Origin of the sequence: Polycladomyces zharkentensis (assembly GCF_016938855.1) — a bacterium.
Taxonomy (GTDB): domain Bacteria; phylum Bacillota; class Bacilli; order Thermoactinomycetales; family JIR-001; genus Polycladomyces; species Polycladomyces zharkentensis.
In genome coordinates this window covers 148181-168076 of sequence record NZ_JAFHAP010000006.1, presented here as the reverse complement: position 1 = coordinate 168076, position 19896 = coordinate 148181, and the positions used below count along the sequence as shown (strand labels likewise).

The window sequence follows — 19896 nt, the reverse complement described above, 5'->3', positions numbered from 1 at the left end:
GGTAAACCGATGATCCAAAGGTCCCTTGAATCATCCAGTCATGTTCTCTATTTCCTCACAGACCCGTCCGAAGCCACAAAGGGCTCCAGGAACCGTTCGACGTTCAACCGTTCACCGGTTGCCTGCTCCAGCAGGTCCTGCCAATGATACCGTGCACCGGGGAGAAAAATTCGCTCTCTCAAAAATGAACCCGCATGAGCGTTGTTGACCAGTGGATGGGACGCTCCCCCGTTTGATTGCAAGGCATGGAAAAATTGTGATGCCATCCATTCTCCCAACAAATAGTTCTGATAATACACCGGAGAGGTGCCCAGATGAATCTTGGCCGCCCAGTCCGGAGCACGGCGTCCCTCCGGACGGGGGACAAATTGAAACCGCTCGACGTAATCCCACCACAACGTGTCCAGATCACCCGTCGGATCACGATAGAGGTCCCGTTCAAAATGGATCATCACCAAGCACCAACGAATGAACACCAGCATGGACAATGCAGATTGTTTGCGAAGTGACGCCTCTTTCTCCGCAACCCATGATTCAGGAATGCCGGCCACTTCGATCAACCACACCGGGTCGTGGATCAGCCGGCCCATCATCATGGCAACCGCTTCCGTTGTCGCGATATGGGCATAACGCCGGAGCAGATAGGGCAACTTACGATCCAGATTGGCATCGTAGACGGCATGGCCCAGCTCGTGCAACAAAATTTCCATCCATTTCGCGTTGGGCCGCAAATTGCACAGCACCCGCACATCCCCGCGCCGGTCCATATCCAAACAAAACGCATGCTGGCTTTTTCCGTCCCGCTCGTACAAATCGCTGCGCCTGAGGATGTCCTCCACGTCCAATCCCATTCCGCGGAAGGTTTGAACCGCCAGCTCTTCCAGCTTCCGCTCACGGAAATGGGAATCCAAATCCACGTCAAACACCGGCGGCGCTTCCTGAAAAAACGGGTCAGTATAATGCCATGGACGCAACCCTTCCGGCCGCAGGTTGGGATACTGTTTGGCCAATACAGCGTCCATCTCCTTTTTCAGGTCGGCGTACGGCCCATCCGTCCGGGAACGAATCGCTTCCAAAGCCGCAAACAGTTCCTCTTCCTCTATCTCGTTCAATGTGAGCGACATATGATAGTAATCGCGGAACCCTCTCTCTGCCGCCAGTTCGTTACGCAGTTCGGCCAATCTGCGGATGGAATCAGCCACCACCACACCAATCTGCTTACTGGCGCGCCACGCCTTTTTTCGTTTGTACGGATCTTTTTCGGTGCGAAGGATTTCCCTGATCTCATTTTCGGTGACCGTTTTTCCCGCCACCTCAGAACGAAACCTGACAAACGCCCCCTCGATTTCCGTTTGCAGACGGGCCATCTCTTCAATTTGCCGGGGATCGCTCGGGCTCATGGCCATTTCGTTATATAACAGGGTCAACTGTCGGCGAAGCAACGGATCGACGATCTCCGCTTCCCGCAACGTTGCCAGCCGGTCCAACCGCTCAGGGTCGGCCATCATCCGCATGCGTTCCCGCAATGCTTCGGCAAGCGCCTCCTCATGCTTTTTTTCGCCGGTCGTATTTGCATTCCAATATGCTTTATTCAGGCGTCGATCCGCCTGCTCCCATTGCGGAACCCATTCCTGCAAAAAAGCTTTTGCCTCTTGGTCCATCCTCTCTCTCCTCTCAGCTGTTGCCCTTTCAATGGTTTCAATCCACGATGTGCAATCTGCCAACTTTGCTCCGCATCTCTGATGTCGGACTGACAGATGAGCAGTCACACCCAGTAAACTTAGTTCTCGCCCTCTCTTGTATTTCCCTTTTTAACCGGACGTGGGTAAGCGAGGGGGATAACTGGCTATACTTAAATTAAATATGTTACTTCTTTATATAAACTGAAACAAACCGCGATATAATGACGTTTTCGCTTCTCTTTGTTACAATAATAGAAGTGAGGTGAGCCAACCATGGCAGACCGTTGCATCTGTCCGAAATATGAAGCGGCGATGGAGATCCTGGCCAAGAAGTGGACCGGTTTGATCATCCGCGTATTGTTGGACGCCCCGCGCCGCTTTCGCGACATCCGTGAACAGATTCCGCAAATGAGCGAACGGATGCTGGCCGAACGGTTAAAGGAGCTGGAGGCACACGGTATTCTGGAACGCAAAGTGTATCCGGAGACACCTGTCAGGATCGAGTACAGTCTGACTCCCAAAGGGGAAGACCTGTCTCCCGTCATCCAGTCCATCGAAAAATGGGCTGATCAATGGGTGGAGTTCAAAGAAGCCGAACAGGTATGATCGTCGACAAAGCGGGCAGCCTACTAGGGACAGGAGGTGTTGGGGATGGAAACTCCCTACCTTTGTCCCTCGTGCGGGACCAACCGCAGTCGGTTTCATGTGATCGAACAAGTGGCGCATTCGGTGAGAAAGGACCCGAAAACGGGGGAGATCGTGGGCAGCATCAATCCCGACGATCCGTTGTACATTCCCTATAGTGGCGAAAAAGTCCGCGTGCAGTGCGGTGTGTGCGGATTGATCGAATCGGAACAGCAGTTTATCAAAGCCGCTGAACGGAACCGACTGATGTAATCGGTTAACTGCCCGCCATAGCGTTGAGAGGATGATCATGTAACGGGGCGCGTCATCTCCCTGTGTGAAAAGGGAAGAAACGCGTCCTCTTTCATTTGCATAAGAAAATCCGGCTCGTGTGATTGGGTGCTGGCGGGACAACCTGACACGATCCGGTTCACTCTATTCTGGTCGGGATGATAAATAATCGTCGAATATGATGGGCCTTGGCCCTCTCGTCAGTCCGACCGAATTTTGATACAATCAATCTGTGGAATGCGGAAACACTGAAAACCACGATGCTGGTGAGATTTCGTGAGAGAAACGGAAGAAGGCTTGGGCGAAGCCTTCGTGGATGGATGTGGATCTGCCACACCGGATGAAGCGAGAAGCCCGCGGCAAGGAGTGCTTTTGGCGCCGTTGCCGTGCAGAGCAAGTCAAGATAGTATAGGATCAAAGGATACAGAAATCCAAGGCAAAAGGGGTTTCGAACATGCGCGCGCTCAAGGAATCCATGCTGAAATTGATCACGGAAACCTCGACCAATCTGCCCCCGGATGTGCGTGCCGCCATCCAACGCGCCAAAATGCGTGAAAACGCGGGCACACGGGCAGGTTTGGCGCTATCCACCATCTCGGACAACATTCGGATGGCGGAAGAAAACGTTTCCCCGATTTGTCAGGACACCGGGATGCCGACGTTTGAGATTCGGGTCCCCGTCGGTATCAACCAAATCCGCATGAAGGAAGCGATCCACGAAGCGATTGCCGAAGCAACCCGCTTGGGCAAACTGCGTCCCAACTCCGTGGACTCACTTACCGGGAAAAACAGCGGCGACAACCTGGGGCCGGGGATTCCGGTGATTCATTTTGAGCAGTGGGAAAAAGACGAAATCGAGGTGCGCCTGATCCTGAAGGGCGGCGGTTGTGAAAACAAAAACATCCAATACAGCCTCCCCTGTGAACTGGAAGGATTGGGTCGAGCGGGACGGGATTTGGATGGAATCCGCAAATGCATCCTGCACGCCGTCTACCAAGCCCAAGGCCAAGGTTGCAGTGCCGGTTTTATCGGAGTGGGCATCGGCGGAGACCGGACGACCGGATATCAACTGGCCAAAGAGCAACTGTTCCGTCCGGTGCACGACGTCAACCCCAATCCAGAGTTGGCCAAACTGGAAGCGTACATCATGGAAGCGGCCAACCAGCTGGGCATCGGTACGATGGGATTCGGTGGCGATGTCACACTGTTGGGCTGCAAGATCGGTGCCATCAACCGGATTCCGGCCAGCTTCTTCGTCTCCGTCGCTTACAACTGTTGGGCGTTTCGTCGGCAAGGCGTCGTTCTGGACCCCGAAACCGGCGAGATCAAACGATGGCTGTATACCGACGCACCGAAGGTGGAGGATATTCCTGCACCCGAAATGAGCGAATGGGTCGGCGAAAAGAAGGGCAACCGCGAAATCACCCTCACCACGCCGATCACGGAAGAACAAATCCGGCAACTGCGTGTAGGTGACATCGTCATTCTCAACGGGCTGATCCATACCGGCCGGGACGCCTTGCACAAATACCTGATTGACCACGATTCGCCGGTGGATCTCAACGGCGGCGTGATCTACCATTGCGGCCCGGTGATGCTCAAAGACAAGGACGGCAATTGGCAAGTGAAGGCCGCCGGACCGACCACAAGCATCCGGGAGGAGCCCTATCAGGCGGATATCATCCGCAAATTCGGCATCCGCGCGGTCATCGGGAAAGGTGGCATGGGTGAAAAAACACTGTCCGCACTGAAGGAACACGGGGCGGTCTACCTGAATGCCATCGGCGGCGCCGCTCAATACTATGCGGACTGCATCACCGGCGTTGAAGGCGTCGATTTTCTGGAGTTCGGCATACCGGAAGCCATGTGGCATCTTCGTGTGCGAAACTTTGCCGCCATCGTCACGATGGATGCCCACGGCAACAGCCTGCATAAAGACGTGGAGAAAAGCGCACTGGAGAAACTGGCGCAATTCAAAGACCCCGTTTTCGTCTGACCTCGTACAAACCAGGGCGGTTCCAATCGGCCGCCCTTTCTCTTTCCCGATTTTCATCTGACGGAGGTGAACAGCACACATGCGTACCAGCATGCTTTCTGTCATTATCGTTTGTATCTTATCTTTCGGTTTCCTTTTCGGTTGTGAAACGGACCCGGGACCCATGCCTGCGATGGAAGACTATCTATCATTGTGGGAACAAGGACAATATGAAAAAATGTACGACCTGCTGAGTGCCACATCCAAAAAGCGCATCAGCAAACAGGATTTCGTCAAGCAGCACCGTCAAGTTGCTTCCTCGATCGGTCAGACAAAGATCCAACTGGAACCCGCCAAACCGAAAGGACACGTCATCCCCTTCCGGATGGTCCGGTCCACCAAGGCGTTCGGTGATCTGACGTTTCAATCGGCTGCGCAATGGGTGAAAGAAAAAGAGGCCGGATGGCGAATTCAGTGGACAACCGCTGTCCTCCTCCCCGGACTCGGCGAAAACGACCTGATCAAAATCGAGCGCACCAATGAAAACCTACGAGGAGAAATCCACGACCGCAATGGTGAACCGCTCGCCATCAACGAAGTCAAATACCATGTTTCGGTTCTTCCGAAACAAATCACGGACACCAAAACCCAGCAAAAGTTGGCCCAACTGTTGGGATTGAGTCCAGCCCGGTTGGCCGGAAAACTGAAGTCGAAGCAATCGGACCGGGTGGAAGTGGGCACGTTGGACTTGGCAGACCGCGGAAAAATTCCGGCGTTGAAAGCAATCCCCGGTGTGGATATCCGTATGGAGAGCAAGCGTGTTTACCCGCAAAAAGAGGCGACCGCCCATTTGATCGGTTACATACGCCCCATCTCCTCCGAACAGTTGAAGAAACTCAAAAACCAGGGATATGAGCAAGGGGACTGGGTCGGTCAACGCGGTTTGGAGCAAGTGTGGGAAGAACGTTTGCGTCCCCGCCACGGACATCGTTTGCTGATCGTCGATGCGAACGGACAAACGAAAAAAGTGTTGGCACAACGACCGGGACAAGACGGCGAAAGTTTTCGTCTTACCATCGATGTGAACACACAACGCCGATTGTACAACGGTATTCGGAAGGACAAAGGCGCCGCCGTCGCCATCAACCCGAAAACGGGCGAAGTGCTGGCCATGGTGAGCGCACCTTCCTACGATCCCAATATGTTCATCAACGGGTTTCCTTCTTCCGAATGGAAGCGGGTCAACGGTCCGACCATGCCGCTGATGAGCCGGTTCAAATACACCTACACGCCCGGTTCCACGATGAAAAGCATCGTGGCGGCCATCGGGTTGGATACGGGGAAAGTAAAGCCCAACACCACCTTTGATACTTCCGCCGGCAAATGGCAAAAGCCCGGCTGGGGCGATTTTTATATCACGCGGGTTGACAATCCGGGCGGCCCCATCGATCTTCGCAAAGGATTGGCCTGGTCCGACAACATCTATTTCGCGCGGGCAGGCTTGATGATCGGCGTACGCAACATGAACCTGTACCTGAAAAAATTCGGCTTTGAAAAGGAGATCCCTTTCCCTTACCCGATCGAGCCTTCTCAGATCGCCGCCAACGGCAAAATCGACAATGAGGTGCAATTGGCCAACAGTTCCTACGGACAGGCGCAAATCGAAGTGAGTCCGTTCCATCTGGCCATGATGTACACGGCATTTGCCAACAAGGGGAACATCATGCAGCCCGTATTGATAATGGACGGTAAACAGCCCGTCCGGCCCAAAGTGTGGAAAGCGGGTGTCATCAAGCCGCAGGTGGCCCAGCAAGTGAGTGATCTCTTGACTTCCGTCGTCACCGATCCGCACGGAACCGCCCACAGTATGTCCGTTTCAGGGGTACGTATCGCCGCCAAAACAGGAACGGCCGAATTGAAAAAAAGCAAAGACGACAAAAACGGAACGGAATACGGATGGTTGTGCACCATCACCGGCAAACCCGGCAAACAACCCGATCTCGTCACCACCATGTTTGTGGAGGATGTAAAGGATCGCGGCGGCAGTCATTATCTCCAGCCGATGATGAAAACATTTATTCAGCAACATTATGCGTCCGGCGGCTCTTGATTATTCCTTTCCATGTAAAATCATCCATGAGCGAAACATCTTCGGGGAAAACTACGTCTATATATAACGAGAAGGGGGTTATACGCAAATGAAGAAAACTTGGCTGAGAAACATCGGCCTTGGCATCCTGAGCATATTCTTATTCACCTGGTTTCTCCCGTCCGTCGCGTCCGCCGACGCCGTGGTGGGAGAGACGGTGGTCACGCTGGGACAAGACCTCACCCAACAGGAGCGCCAGGCCATTCTCAATGAAATGAACGTGTCCAATGATGTGAAGATCATCGAAGTCACCAATGCGGAAGAGCATCAATACCTCGGAAAATACTTGAGCAAGGCGACCATCGGTTCGCGGGCGCTCTCATCCGCGAAAATCACGTTGACGGACGCCGGGTCGGGTATCAAAGTGCAAACGCACAACATCACAACCATTACCAACACGATGTATGCCAATGCCTTGATCACCGCCGGCGTCAAAGATGCGGACGTGTACGTCACCGCACCGAAACCGGTATCGGGCACGGCCGGGCTGACCGGTATCCTGAAGGCGTTTGAGGCGGCCACCGGTACCAAGATCAGCGAAGAGCAAAAACAGGTCGCCAACGAGGAAATCGTGCGCACTGCGGAACTGGCCAAACAGATCGGCAGTGAAAAAGCGACCGAATTCATGTTGAGATTGAAGGAAGAGGTAGCCAAACAGCAACCGCAGACACCGGAAGAATTCCGCGACATCGTCATCAATGTGGCGGGTGATCTCAATATCAATCTGACCAACCAACAGATCACCCAACTGACACAGTTTACGCAAAACTTGTCCAACCTGAACATCAACTGGGACAACGTAACCAACCAACTGAAAAACTTCCAGGATCAATTCCAGCAGGTCCTGAACTCCAAGGAAGCGGAAGGCTTCTTCGCAATGTTGGTTGAATGGTTCACGCAGTTGATCGAATGGATCAAATCTCTGTTCCGGTGAAACCCACCCCCCTTGACTTGATACAGTCAAGGGGGGTTTTGCGTATTCCGGAGTCCAGGGTGTCTCGACATTCAGTAAGAGAGCAATGTTTCCCCAGGCGAGCGACTTACCAAGCCCCGGCTGAGCGCAGACCCGGAAAGCGCAGGATGAAATCGCGGGCAATTTCCTCAAAGCGAAGCGTACTTTGCCCGCACTCTGCGCTGACCGGGTCTGAACGGTTATCATCTGCGTCCTGCAGGGCGCAGGTGGAACGAGCCGGGAAAGCAATGTGACCCTTGGGCACCAGACAACGCCTCATGAGCAAGCGGTTGACCCACTCTCGATTCCCGGTGCGTCGTTTCTCGCTCGCTCCAATGACATGCATGAAAATCGTTTTCCAGGAATTCAAACATCCCTCTTGCTGGTGTTTCATACGCTCAACAAAAAACCACGGATCAGATGATCCGTGGTTCTGTGTTATAGCGACAACCATTTGCGAAACAGCATTTTGGTTCCTTCGCGGTTCATTTTGGCGATGGCGGTGGTCAATGGAATGCCTTTGGGGCAGGATTGCACGCAGTTTTGCGAGTTGCCGCATTCCTGCAATCCGCCTTCGCCCATCAGCGCTTCCAGACGTTCGTCCTTGTTCATCTCGCCCGTCGGATGCGAGTTGAACAATGCCACCTGACCGGCCACAAACGGTCCCATAAACTTGGATTTGCTGTTGACGTTGGGGCACGCCTCCAAACAGACACCACACGTCATACATTTGGACAGCTCATATCGCCATTGGCGTACCGTTTCCGGGATGCGCGGTCCCGGCCCCAAGTCGTAAGTACCGTCGATCGGGATCCACGCTTTCACCCGTTTCAATGCGTCAAACATGCGGCTCCGGTCGACGATCAGGTCTCGAACGACCGGGAAGGTGCGCATCGGCTCAATCCGGATCGGTTGTTTCAGATGATCGATCAAAGCGGTACAGGCTTGCCGGGGTCGCCCGTTGATCACCATGGAGCAGGCCCCGCACACCTCTTCCAAACAGTTGGATTCCCATACGACCGGTGTGGTTTCCTCGCCTTTCGCGTTGACCGGGTTGCGTTGGATTTCCATCAACGCCGAAATGACGTTCATGTTTTTCCGGTATGGGATGCGGAACTCTTCTTTGTACGGTTTGGAACCAGGTCCGTCTTGCCGGGTGATGATCAGGTGTACGGTTTGTTGTTCGCTCATTGTTTCGCCGCCTCCTCTTTCGCCACGTCATACCGGCGCGGACGCGGTTTGATCAACGAGATGTCAACCGGTTCGTATTCGAACGCCGGTCCGTCCTCGGTGAATTTGGCCTTGGTCGTTTTCAGCCACTCTTCGTCGTTCCGTTCCGGGAACTCGGGTTTGTAGTGTGCACCGCGGCTTTCATTTCGATGGTAAGCTCCCAGCGTAATCACCCGGGCCAATTGCAGCATGTTCCACAACTGGCGGGTGAAGGAGACGGCTTGGTTGCTCCATTTGCCGGTGTCACTCATATTGATGTTTTGATAGCGTTCCATCAGCTCTTGAATTTTCTCGTCCGTTTTCAACAGGCGGTCATTGTACCGAACGACCGTCACATTGTCGGTCATCCATTGACCCAGCTCCTGATGCAGTTTGTAGGCATTTTCGGTGCCGTCCATCTTGAGCAGCTGTTCGTATTTGGCCTCTTCATCCTTGACAACGGACTCATACAGCGTCGACGGCAGGTCTTCCGCTGATTTTTCCAATCCGCGCACATATTCGATCGCTTTCGGTCCGGCCACCATGCCACCGAAAATACACGACAGGAGCGAGTTGGCCCCGAGACGGTTGGCGCCGTGATACTGATATTCGCACTCGCCTGCGGCAAAAAGACCGGGGATGTTGGTCATTTGGTTGTAGTCGACCCACAGTCCGCCCATCGAGTAGTGCACGGCCGGGAAGATTTTCATCGGCACCTTGCGCGGGTCTTCACCCATGAACTTCTCGTAAATCTCGATGATACCACCCAATTTGATATCCAGCTCTTTGGGATCTTTGTGGGACAGATCGAGGTAAACCATGTTTTCTCCGTTGATCCCGAGCTTCATGTCCACGCACACTTTGAAGATGGCCCGCGTGGCGATATCCCGCGGCACCAAGTTGCCGTAAGCCGGGTACATTTCCTCGAGGAAGTACCACGGTTTGCCGTCTTTATAGGTCCAGACACGCCCGCCTTCTCCCCGTGCGGACTCGGACATCAGGCGCAATTTATCATCGCCCGGGATGGCGGTCGGGTGTACTTGGATGAACTCCCCGTTGGCGTAATAAGCACCTTGTTGATATACGGCACTCGCCGCCGATCCGGTGTTGATCATCGAGTTGGTCGATTTGCCGAAAATCATGCCCAAGCCGCCCGTCGCCAGGATCACGGCGTCGGCCAGGAAAGCCTTGATCTCGTGATTGCGCAGGTTTTGCGCCACGATCCCGCGGCAACGGCCTTCATCGTCCAAGATCACCTTCAGGAATTCCCAGTGCTCGTACTTGGTGACCCGACCGGCCACTTCCCAGCGGCGGACTTGCTCGTCCAACGCATAGAGCAATTGTTGCCCGGTGGTGGCGCCGGCGTAAGCGGTACGGTGATGCTTGGTCCCTCCGAAACGGCGGAAGTCGATCAATCCCTCCGGCGTCCGGTTGAACGGCACTCCCATCCGGTCCATCAGGTAAATGATGCCCGGCGCCGCTTCACACATTGCTTTGACCGGGGGTTGGTTGGCCAAAAAGTCCCCGCCGTAGATCGTGTCGTCAAAGTGTTCCCACGGCGAGTCGCCTTCCCCTTTGGTGTTGACCGCACCGTTGATGCCGCCCTGCGCGCACACCGAGTGGGAACGTTTCACGGGCACGAGCGAAAACAACTCGACATTGGCACCCGCTTCCGCCGTCTTGATGGCGGCCATCAGACCGGCCAATCCGCCACCCACGATAATGATTTTTTCGTTCATTGAACACTGCCCCCTTTTAACGCTGCGCCAACTGGTTCAAAAACTCCGGATTGTGGAATGCGAACAGGGCACTGACGCCGATGTACGACACAACCACGAAAAGGGCCATGCACACCCAAGTGGATACATATTGCGCACGCGGCCCGACCGTAATGCCCCAGCTGACCAAAAACGACCAGAGCCCGTTGCTGAAGTGGAAGACAGCAGCCAAGACTCCGATCAAATACAACGCAAAATTGACGTCACTGCTGAGGATCTGGTGCATCATCACTGTCAACTCATGCGGGTTCAAATCACGCAAGGCCACCTGAACCCGCGTTTCCCATACGTGCCATCCCACGAAAACGAGCGTGATGACGCCGGTGACACGTTGCAACATAAACATGTAGTTGCGGAACGTGCCGTGATTCACCACGTTGTTTTTCGCTTGGAACGCGATGTGCAGACCGTACAGCGCATGGTACAAAAGCGGCAGGTAGATAAACACCGTTTCCAAGGCGAGCAGGAACGGCAGATCCCAGATCCACTCCACCTTTTCTTGGAAAACAGCGGGGCCTCTGGTCGCAAAATAGTTCGTCAACAAGTGCTCGACCAAAAAAAAGCCCACCGGAATGACACCCAGCAACGAGTGCAGCCGACGGTTGAAGAAACTGCTGTGATTGCTCATCTTGCGCCCTCCAATAACCCCTTGTAAATTGGACTTTGATAGTACGATCAAGCCGTGATGTCAAACCGCTTCCCAAAGGTTTCGACAAGTGTGTCGAATCCCTCGGACCGCCAGCAAGAGCAGCCCTGTGGTTAGAAAGGGGTTTCAACTTTGTGAACATCCTTATTTTACTCCCAATCATTCAACAGCGTCAAGGAAAGGGGGTCAGCACCTCTCCGGCGCTACCCCTCCAAAAATTGCCGGATGACCGGTCCCATCTGTTCGTATTCGATCAAAAACGCATCATGGCCGTACGGGGACCGGAATTCCCACAGCTGCGCATCTTTTCCCTGCGCCCGTAATTCCCGAAACAATGTCCGTTGCTCCTCAATTTGAAACAACCGATCCTCCTCAATGCCGATGATCAGCACGCGGGAGCGGATTTTCGACAGCGCGGCCGCCATTCCGCCACGTCCCCTGCCCACATCATGCGTGTCCATCGCTTTGAGCAGACACAAATAACTGTTGGCATCAAACCGGTTGACCAGTTTTTCTCCCTGGTATCGCAGATAGCTTTCCACCTGAAACGTCGCGTCCCGGGACCATTCCGGCACATCGGTCTGCAAACGGCGTTGGAACCGCTGGTGAAACAATGTGTCCGTCCGGTAGGTGACCATCCCGACCATTCGGGCGATGGCCAGCCCTTTTTTCGGCCCCGGCCCCGGATAGTAATCGCCTCCCTGCCAGTCCGGATCGGACATGATGGCTTGGCGCCCGATGTCGTTGTAGGCGATGGCCATGGGGGACAACGCGGCCGTGGTGGCGATGGGGATCAAATTCTCCACCGCTTCAGGGTATAAGATGCCCCATTCCAGTACCTGCATTCCCCCCATGGAACCGCCGATGACGGTATGAACCCGATCGATGCCCATTTTCTGAAGCGTACGATACTGCACGTGGACCATATCGCGAATGGTGACCGGAGGAAAAGCCGAACCATAGGGTCGCCCCGTATCCGGATTGATGGATGACGGACCCGTACTGCCATTACAGCCGCCGAGTACATTGGTGGTGACGACAAAATACCGATTGGTGTCGATGTAACGACCGGGTCCGATCAAACCGTCCCACCAGCCCGGTTCCCGTTCATCCCCGACGGCATGCGCATCCCCCGTCAATGCGTGACAAACCAATACCACGTTGTCCCGGTTCGCCGACAGGCTGCCCACTGTCTCCACCGCAATGCACACATCCCGAAGTGTTTCACCGCATTCCAATGTTACCGGCCCCACGGCCACCGTTTTCTTTGTCACCGTATCGACGCTGGCTACCACGCGTTTTCTCTCCTTTTTCAAAAGGAAACACCCTCTTCGATCAGAAGAGGGTGTCGTCTGCTCCCATGCCATCGCAGTCCGTCCCCCTTCTCATCTCTCAGAACCTGTCGGTTCTGCAGGAATTGGCACCATTCCCCGCCGTTTGACGTGTGCGTGGATGCACGCGGTAAACGGGGTGGTTGCCGGGCTTCATCGGGCCAGTCCCTCCGCCGCTCTGGATAAGAAGGTGTTTCCTGATATTCGTATTTGAAGCTTATGATACGATGGATCGAAATTTCTGTCAATGTCTACTTGGACGAAAAGCGAATGATCGGCTCATGCGTGACGGACGGTGCATCCGGGTGTTCCAGCCAGCAATTGACGCGATGCGTCCGGGAAACCTCGGTCACTTCGGGTATCTCGTCGTTGCAAATGTGCATCGTGTACGGACAACGATCGGCAAACGGGCAACCCTTGGGCGGATCGAACAAATCCGGCGGGGACCCGGGGATCGGTTTCAACTCCTGCTTCCGGTCCAAATCGAGCCGGGGCATGGAAGCCAACAGTCCCCAGGTGTACGGATGACGCGGCCGGTAGAAGATCTCTTCCACCGTTCCCGTCTCCACCACCTTGCCCCCGTACATCACCGCCACGCGTTGCGCCATTTCCGCGACCACGCCCAAATCGTGGGTGATCAAAATGACAGCGGTGTCCGTTTTCTTTTGCAGTTCCTTCAACAGTTCGATGATTTGCGCCTGAATCGTGACGTCCAATGCCGTGGTCGGCTCGTCCGCGATCAAAATCTTGGGATTGCAGGCCAATGCGATGGCGATCATGGCCCGTTGTCGCATCCCGCCGCTGAATTCGTGCGGGTAATTGTTAATCCGCGTCTCAGGGCTGGGAATGCCCACCAAACGCAACATTTCCACCGCGCGTCGGCGCGCTTCTGAAGGGGAAATGCGCTGGTGCCAAATCAACCCCTCCATGATCTGCTTGCCCACCGTCATCGTCGGGTTGAGCGACGTCATCGGGTCCTGAAAGATCATCCCGATCTCTGAGCCACGCACCCGGAACATCTCTTTTTCCGTCAACTTCAACAGATCTTTCCCGTCAAACAGGATTTCACCGCTTTTGATCTTGCCGGGCGGCGAAGGGATCAAGCGCATGATCGCCTGTGCCGTGACGCTTTTGCCGCTGCCCGATTCCCCGACAATGGCCAATGCTTCTCCCTTTTCCAACGTCAGGTTGACACCACGGACCGCCTGCACTTCTCCCGCATAGGTGTGAAACGACACATGCAAATCACGAATCTCCAACAATGCCACGTCTGTCCACCTCACTTCCGCATCTTGGGATCGAGCGCGTCACGCAGACCGTCTCCGAACACGTTGAATGCCAACATCGTCAAGCTGAGGAAAAAGGCGGGGAAAAACAGCCGCCACCAATCTTCCGAAAAAATGACGACCAACGAGTCGTTGATCATCGTACCCCAACTGGCTTGCGGGGCCTGCACCCCCAACCCCAAAAAGCTGAGAAACGCCTCGGCGAAAATGGCATTGGGTACCGTGAACGTCAGCATGACGATGATGGGTCCCATGGCATTGGGAATCAGATGTTTGAACAGGAGGCGTTTGGTATCGGCGCCCAGGGTACGCGCGGCCAACACGAACTCCTGTTGTTTCAGTTGCAGCACTTGACCCCGTACCAGCCGTGCCATATTGAGCCATCCCGTCGCGGTCAAAGCGATGATGATCGTGCCCAAACCCGGCTCCAGCACGACCAGAAGCAACACGACGGTGAGCAGATACGGCAATCCCCACAAAATATCCACGATCCGCATCATCACTTCGTCCACCTTGCCGCCGCGATAACCGGCGATGCCCCCGTACAATACGCCGATGCACAAATCGATCAAAGCGGCGGCCAGTCCGATCTCCAGTGAAATGCGTCCACCGTACCAGGTGCGGACAAAGACATCCCTGCCCAAATCATCGGTACCAAACCAGTGTTCGCCCGAAGGCGCCATATTTTTCCCGTCCAAATCCTGCTCATAGTACGAATAGGAAGATAAATGCGGACCAATGATCGACATGACCGCCAGCAGTATGATGATCACCAGCCCCGCCATCGCCAGCTTGTTCTGCTTCAGCCGTCGCCAGACGTCCTGGGTATAGGTGACGCTGGGCCGCTTGATCGTTTCCGCCTCTTGGGACCGTTTGGGTACCCGTTCAAATCGTTGTGCCGGAATCGCCATCTCAGCTCGCCTCCTTGTGTCCGACTTTGATCCGTGGATCAATCCAGCTGTAAATCATATCGACGAGAAAGTTCATCAGGATCAGGAAGGCGGAATAAAAGATCGTGATCCCCATGATCACCGGATAATCCCGGTTGGTCACGCTGTCGACAAAGTATTTCCCGATGCCGGGGATCGAGAAGATCTTCTCGATGACGAAACTCCCGGTCAAAATGCCCGCGGTCAGCGGCCCCATGATGGTCACCACCGGCAAGATGGCGTTGCGCAATGTGTGGCGCATGATGACGCGGCTCGGGGACAATCCTTTGGACCGGGCGGTTCGGATATAGTCTTGGCTCAGCACCTCCAGCATGCTGGAACGCATCAGCCGTGTCACCATCGCCAACGGCAGTACGGCCAACGCGATCGTCGGCATGATGCTGTATTCAAATCCCTCCCAGGTTGCGATCGGGAGCAGTTCCCACTCCAGCCCCAAATATTTTTGTAAAATCGGCGCCATCACGAAACTGGGAACCGATACACCCAATACGGCGATTACGGTGGCCGTATAATCCGGGATGCGGTTTTGCCGGAGCGCGGCAATCACACCCAACGTCAAACCGAGGATGAGCGACAGGATGATCGCTTGCACTCCCAACTGGGCGGATGCGGGAAATCCCTCGCTGATAATCTGGTTGACCGTGCGGGTGGTGTATTTGATCGAGGGACCGAGGTCCAACATCACCAAGTTTTTCATATAGTAGAGATACTGCTCCGGGTAAGACTTGTCCAAATGGTACGCCGCCCTGAGATTTTTCAGGGTTTCCGGCGGCAATTTTTTCTCACCGGTGAACGGGTCGCCCGGTACTGCCAGCATCATCATGAATGTAAACGTCGCGATCAGCCACAGGGAAACCAACATCATCACAAAGCGTTGTCCCAGATAGCGAAGCATGCATCCACCACCTCTAGAGTCCGGTATGAAAAAAGGACATGAGGAAGGCCACCCATAGCAGGTGACCCTCCGGACCGTGGTCCCCTTCGCCTTATTTTTCCGTCAGGTAAGCGTAAGTGAAGGTGAACGAACCGTCAGCTTCAATCTTGACTCCTTTGACATAATCCTTCAACTGATATACCTGAGTGTAGTTGTAAATCGGAGTAACCGGCACATCACGGGCGAGAATCTCTTCCGCCTTGTGCATCGCTTCCATCCGCACCTTTTGGTCCGCTGTCGATTTGGCCTGCTTGATCAACGCATCGTATTGCGGGTTGCTGTATTTGGCATGGTTGTTCCCGCCGCCGGTCACCCATAAATCCAGGAACGTCATCGGGTCCATATAATCGGGAATCCAGCCCAAACGGGACACCAAGAAGTTGCCTTGGGTCTGGTTATCGAGGAACACCTTCCACTCCAGGTTGGTCAGTTTCACGTCGACACCCAGATTTTTCTTCCACATTTGTTGGATGGCTTCCGCGATCTTTTTGTGCCCCTCATGGGTGTTGTACATGATGGAGATCTCCGGCAACTGCGAGAGCCCCGCTTCTTTCATACCCTCTTGCAACAATTTTTTGGCCTCGGCCGGATTGGCTTTGGGCTGAATGTACGAGGGATGGGTTTGGACCCACTCCTTGTTTTGCGCAAAGTCAGGAATGCCCCACGGCACCCAACCCGTGGCCGGCGTTTGTCCCTGACCGAGAACATTTTTCACGATCGCTTCCCGGTCAATGGCCATGGAGAAGGCCTTCCGGATTTTGGCGTTGTCAAACGGTTTTTTCTTGGTGTTGAAGATGTAGAAATACAATGAAGGTTGATGGATCACCTTGGCTTTCTTTTCTTGAAGTAACTTAGCTGCCAAATCGGTGGGGACATTCCGGTTCATGTCCAGCGAGCCGGACACATACATTTGGTATTCCGTTTGCTCGTCACCGATGAACGGGAAGTTGATCTGAGTCAACTTGACGTTCTTTGCATCCCAATATTTCGGGTTCTTGACCAATTCAATTTTCTTGTCATGTATCCATGTTTTGAGCAGGAAGGGTCCATTGCCGACATACGTCTTGGCATCCGTCCCCCATTTCGGGTTCTTTTCGGCCACCTTCTTATTGACCGGGAAAAGGGCATGAAAAGCTGTAAGCGAAATGAAATACGGAGTCGGAGATTCGAGGGTGACCTCCAACGTTTTGGGATCCAACGCCTTGACGCCCACATCTTCCGCTTTTGCCTTACCTTGGTTGTACGCTTCCCCGTTTTTCAGGTAGAACAACTGGTAAGCGTACTCGGACGCGTTTTTCGGATCGAGCATCCGTTTCCATTGATATTCGAAATCCTGCGCCGTCACCGGATCGCCGTTGGACCATTTGGCGTCACGCAAGTGGAAAATAATCTTTTTGCCACCGTCCATCACATCCCATTTGGTGGCCATACCGGGAATGGGGTTTCCCTTTTCATCCAAACGAACCAATCCCTCTAAGACATGACGCATAATCAGACTGGATATTTCATCCGTACCTTTCAACGGATCCAATGCTGGTGGTTCACTTGAAATAAAACCCACATTCAGTACCTGTTTTTCAGCCATGGCGTTGCTGCCGTCCTTACCGCAAGCGGCCAGCAACACCATGCTGAGCACCATGAGGATTGCGGTTGTTGTTGCCACCCATTTTTTCATAGACAAACCCCCTTGAATTTTGCGATTGCGAACGGATCACCCGTTCCATTTAGGATGAAATAAGTAAAACAAAAACAATGGACAACCTGTCCGCGCACGGGCGAGTAACCTGCACTGTCCCTTTAACTATATTCCGTCCCAATAGAAAAAATCCTTCCCTTCTCCCCAATTTTCAATTTATTTCACAAATGAATACATCCCAACAAAAGTAGGAACCGGATAGGTGGAGAGACCTACGGGAAACGCCCCGTGATCAAACGAACCTCCGATCCCTGTTTCGTTGGGATGTCAGTGGAAAATCGTGATGTTTTTGATTGCAAGTCATGGATGCCGACCAGGGCGTGCCTGGTGAATACTGTCCATCGCCTTCCCTGCTCGCTCCATCTGCGCCCTCAAGGAAGCAGGGCATGGCCGCTCCGACCCGGAACGCAGGACGCAGGGTAAGTATGCTTCGCACGGAGGAGGCCCGTGATTTTCATCCTCGCACTCTCTGCATCGATGCTCGGTCAAGCCGGGTAAGCTTTGCCCCCCGCCATCACCGGACACACCCCGGAGTCGGGCAGACATCCGACACCGTCCGTTACCTGTTCACCGAATGCAAGGGGGCACTCCGTCCGAATGCATCACACACCTGCGGTCAACGGTACCTCTTGTTGTATATTTACATCCAAACCAAATGCGGTATGCAATGCACGAACCGCATCTTTCGCGCGTTCCCGCGCAATCGCGCAAGAGATTTTGATTTCGGATGTGCTCACCATTTTGATCCGGATTCCCGCATCCGTCAAAGCCGTAAACATTCGTGCCGCCACACCCGGGTTGGTGACCATGCCTGCACCCACGGCGGAAACTTTGGCCAATCCCGTTTCCGAGATCACTTTGACGTATCCGAGCGTCTCGCGGTTTTGCTCGATTACGTTCCGTGCCTGCTTCCACTCGTCTTCGCCCACACTGAAAGCCACATCGATCACTTCAGCGTCATGTTCGCTCTGCACAATCATATCCACATTGATATGGGCGTCGGCCAAGAGACAGAACAACCGGGACAACGTCTCCACCCGGTTGGGCAAGCCCAGCACCTTGATCCGGGCGACGTTGAGATCGTAAGCAATGCCGCGCACATGCAACGTATCTTCCATCGTGACACTCTCCTTTACCCAAGTTCCCGGCTCCTCGGTAAAGCTGGAACGGACCACCAACGGCACATTGTGTTTCATGGCACACTCGACGGAGCGGGGATGGAGAACCGCCGCTCCCAGATTGGCCAGCTCCAACATTTCATCGAACGAGATTTCGTCCAATTTCCGCGCTTGCGGGACAATACGCGGATCGGTCGTAAACACACCGGGTACATCCGTATTGATCTCGCAATAATCGGCAGACAACGCCGCGGCCAACGCCACAGCGGTCGTATCCGATCCTCCGCGCCCCAGCGTGGTGATCTCCCCGTCCTCACTGATCCCCTGAAATCCGGCAACGACGACGATTTCACCGCGATCCAGACATTGACGTATCTTCTCCGTATCGATCCGCTTGATACGCGCTTTGCCATGTACGTCATCCGTCACCATGCCCGCCTGCCATCCGGTGAAAGAACGTGCGGGCAACCCCATCTCGTGCAACGCCATGGTCAAAAGCGCGATCGAGATCTGCTCTCCCGTCGTCAGCAACATGTCCATTTCCCGCGGGGACGGGTCGTCACTGATCTGTCCCGCCATCGCCACCAGCTCGTCCGTTTGTTTGCCCATCGCTGAGACGGTGACGACCACCTGGTGCCCCTGGGCATGTACATCCCTGATCCTTCTTGCCACATTGCGAATCCGTTCGATACTGCCTACAGATGTCCCGCCAAATTTTTGTACTACGATACCCATCGGTTCAATCGGCTCCTCTCCCGCCCTTCGTGATTGCAGGGGATGCGCGGTATACGAAAAGGCGACAGCGGAGATGACAGCTGTCGCCTTGTGTATGCACGCGGCTCGTCAGCCTCACCTGTCCCCTGTGAGATAGTGCTCCACGGGACGCGATACGTTCCCGTGACAGTGTTGCCCCTGTTCGGCGACAACCCCAGCTCCTCCCCTTCCGGCAAGGAGAGAAACTTCGGCGGACTCCCCTTTCCCTGCCGATCGTCGGGGACCGGCCCTCCCGACAGGTACTCTTGAAGCTCCGCGACCTCTACTCCACATGTGTGCAGTGAGGAAAACTTTGATTCAGTTGTTTTCAAGGTTTTCATGCATTGTAACACAAAACGGGGATTTTGCCAATCACTTCGTTGCATGTTTATACAAACTCTTTTGGTGAAACGGTTTTGATTCCCATTCCCTCATCCAGCCTGTGCCCCTACACTGAAAAAATCGCCCGCAAATACCCATTCGGTATGGGCAATTACCTGATATCTCCGCGGCCAAACCATC

Annotated in this window: 16 protein-coding genes and 2 riboswitches; of the genes, 5 read left to right on the top strand and 11 right to left on the bottom strand. The window is 54.3% G+C overall.

All coding sequences use genetic code 11. From position 1 onward, the window contains the following. Positions 1-47: 47 nt before the first annotated feature. The gene (locus JQC72_RS06240) at positions 48-1661 is read right to left on the bottom strand and encodes a M2 family metallopeptidase (RefSeq protein WP_205493824.1); all 1614 of its coding nucleotides are present in this window, start codon (positions 1659-1661) and stop codon (positions 48-50) included. Between the two features lie 294 nt (positions 1662-1955). Between JQC72_RS06240 and JQC72_RS06235 the strand changes: the two genes are divergently transcribed. The 5 genes from JQC72_RS06235 to JQC72_RS06215 all read left to right on the top strand — a co-directional run bounded on the left by JQC72_RS06235 (position 1956) and on the right by JQC72_RS06215 (position 7655). Next, positions 1956-2288, top strand: a complete 333-nt coding sequence (locus JQC72_RS06235; protein WP_205493823.1) for a winged helix-turn-helix transcriptional regulator — start codon at positions 1956-1958, stop codon at positions 2286-2288. Between the two features lie 45 nt (positions 2289-2333). After that, positions 2334-2579: a DNA alkylation repair protein gene (locus JQC72_RS06230; RefSeq protein WP_205493822.1), complete on the top strand. Its 246-nt coding sequence runs from the start codon at positions 2334-2336 to the stop codon at positions 2577-2579. A gap of 472 nt (positions 2580-3051) precedes the next feature. Beyond that, on the top strand, positions 3052-4593 hold the full coding sequence (locus JQC72_RS06225) for a fumarate hydratase (RefSeq protein WP_205493821.1): 1542 nt from the start codon (positions 3052-3054) through the stop codon (positions 4591-4593). A gap of 79 nt (positions 4594-4672) precedes the next feature. Further along, positions 4673-6682 (top strand): penicillin-binding transpeptidase domain-containing protein, encoded by a 2010-nt coding sequence (locus tag JQC72_RS06220; RefSeq protein WP_205493820.1) that lies wholly within the window; start codon positions 4673-4675, stop codon positions 6680-6682. 88 nt (positions 6683-6770) lie between these two features. Beyond that, positions 6771-7655, top strand: a complete 885-nt coding sequence (locus JQC72_RS06215; RefSeq protein WP_205493818.1) for a DUF1002 domain-containing protein — start codon at positions 6771-6773, stop codon at positions 7653-7655. 106 nt (positions 7656-7761) lie between these two features. Here the strand turns inward: JQC72_RS06215 and JQC72_RS06210 are convergent, their stop codons facing one another. The 10 genes from JQC72_RS06210 to JQC72_RS06165 all read right to left on the bottom strand — a co-directional run bounded on the left by JQC72_RS06210 (position 7762) and on the right by JQC72_RS06165 (position 19356). Beyond that, entirely contained in the window at positions 7762-8043 is a 282-nt protein-coding gene (locus tag JQC72_RS06210) for a hypothetical protein (RefSeq protein ID WP_205493816.1), read from the bottom strand. A gap of 68 nt (positions 8044-8111) precedes the next feature. Then, entirely contained in the window at positions 8112-8864 is a 753-nt protein-coding gene (sdhB, locus tag JQC72_RS06205) for a succinate dehydrogenase iron-sulfur subunit (protein ID WP_205493814.1), read from the bottom strand. Beyond that, entirely contained in the window at positions 8861-10621 is a 1761-nt protein-coding gene (gene sdhA, locus JQC72_RS06200) for a succinate dehydrogenase flavoprotein subunit (protein WP_205493812.1), read from the bottom strand. Before sdhA ends, sdhB begins: the two co-directional genes overlap by 4 nt. 16 nt (positions 10622-10637) lie before the next feature. Next, positions 10638-11288 carry a succinate dehydrogenase cytochrome b558 subunit gene (locus JQC72_RS06195; protein WP_205493810.1) on the bottom strand — a complete coding sequence of 217 codons (651 nt, stop codon included), beginning with the start codon at positions 11286-11288 and terminating at the stop codon, positions 10638-10640. 221 nt (positions 11289-11509) lie between these two features. Further along, the gene (gene metX / locus JQC72_RS06190) at positions 11510-12673 is read right to left on the bottom strand and encodes a homoserine O-acetyltransferase MetX (RefSeq protein WP_205493808.1); all 1164 of its coding nucleotides are present in this window, start codon (positions 12671-12673) and stop codon (positions 11510-11512) included. A gap of 15 nt (positions 12674-12688) precedes the next feature. Beyond that, positions 12689-12826: riboswitch (SAM riboswitch) on the bottom strand. Positions 12827-12888: 62 nt separating this feature from the next. Next, positions 12889-13905 (bottom strand): ABC transporter ATP-binding protein, encoded by a 1017-nt coding sequence (locus JQC72_RS06185; RefSeq protein WP_335342411.1) that lies wholly within the window; start codon positions 13903-13905, stop codon positions 12889-12891. A gap of 11 nt (positions 13906-13916) precedes the next feature. Continuing rightward, a complete protein-coding gene (locus JQC72_RS06180) occupies positions 13917-14834 on the bottom strand; it encodes an ABC transporter permease (RefSeq protein WP_205493804.1) in 918 nt (305 codons plus the stop codon). A gap of 1 nt (position 14835) precedes the next feature. Beyond that, a complete protein-coding gene (locus tag JQC72_RS06175) occupies positions 14836-15768 on the bottom strand; it encodes an ABC transporter permease (protein WP_205493802.1) in 933 nt (310 codons plus the stop codon). Positions 15769-15859: 91 nt separating this feature from the next. Beyond that, the gene (locus JQC72_RS06170) at positions 15860-17482 is read right to left on the bottom strand and encodes a peptide ABC transporter substrate-binding protein (RefSeq protein ID WP_205493800.1); all 1623 of its coding nucleotides are present in this window, start codon (positions 17480-17482) and stop codon (positions 15860-15862) included. Positions 17483-18105: 623 nt separating this feature from the next. Continuing rightward, positions 18106-19356, bottom strand: coding sequence for an aspartate kinase (locus JQC72_RS06165; RefSeq protein ID WP_205493798.1), 1251 nt, complete (start codon positions 19354-19356; stop codon positions 18106-18108). A gap of 125 nt (positions 19357-19481) precedes the next feature. Then, positions 19482-19668: riboswitch (Lysine riboswitch) on the bottom strand. Positions 19669-19896 lie beyond the last annotated feature (228 nt).

Coding starts and splice junctions, on each gene's coding strand:
- JQC72_RS06240 (WP_205493824.1), bottom strand. CDS start 1,661: ATGGACCAAGAGGCAAAAGCTTTTTTGCAGGAATGGGTTCCGCAATGG.
- JQC72_RS06235 (WP_205493823.1), top strand. CDS start 1,956: ATGGCAGACCGTTGCATCTGTCCGAAATATGAAGCGGCGATGGAGATC.
- JQC72_RS06230 (WP_205493822.1), top strand. CDS start 2,334: ATGGAAACTCCCTACCTTTGTCCCTCGTGCGGGACCAACCGCAGTCGG.
- JQC72_RS06225 (WP_205493821.1), top strand. CDS start 3,052: ATGCGCGCGCTCAAGGAATCCATGCTGAAATTGATCACGGAAACCTCG.
- JQC72_RS06220 (WP_205493820.1), top strand. CDS start 4,673: ATGCGTACCAGCATGCTTTCTGTCATTATCGTTTGTATCTTATCTTTC.
- JQC72_RS06215 (WP_205493818.1), top strand. CDS start 6,771: ATGAAGAAAACTTGGCTGAGAAACATCGGCCTTGGCATCCTGAGCATA.
- sdhB (WP_205493814.1), bottom strand. CDS start 8,864: ATGAGCGAACAACAAACCGTACACCTGATCATCACCCGGCAAGACGGA.
- sdhA (WP_205493812.1), bottom strand. CDS start 10,621: ATGAACGAAAAAATCATTATCGTGGGTGGCGGATTGGCCGGTCTGATG.
- JQC72_RS06195 (WP_205493810.1), bottom strand. CDS start 11,288: ATGAGCAATCACAGCAGTTTCTTCAACCGTCGGCTGCACTCGTTGCTG.
- metX (WP_205493808.1), bottom strand. CDS start 12,673: ATGGCATGGGAGCAGACGACACCCTCTTCTGATCGAAGAGGGTGTTTC.
- JQC72_RS06180 (WP_205493804.1), bottom strand. CDS start 14,834: ATGGCGATTCCGGCACAACGATTTGAACGGGTACCCAAACGGTCCCAA.
- JQC72_RS06175 (WP_205493802.1), bottom strand. CDS start 15,768: ATGCTTCGCTATCTGGGACAACGCTTTGTGATGATGTTGGTTTCCCTG.
- JQC72_RS06170 (WP_205493800.1), bottom strand. CDS start 17,482: ATGAAAAAATGGGTGGCAACAACAACCGCAATCCTCATGGTGCTCAGC.
- JQC72_RS06165 (WP_205493798.1), bottom strand. CDS start 19,356: ATGGGTATCGTAGTACAAAAATTTGGCGGGACATCTGTAGGCAGTATC.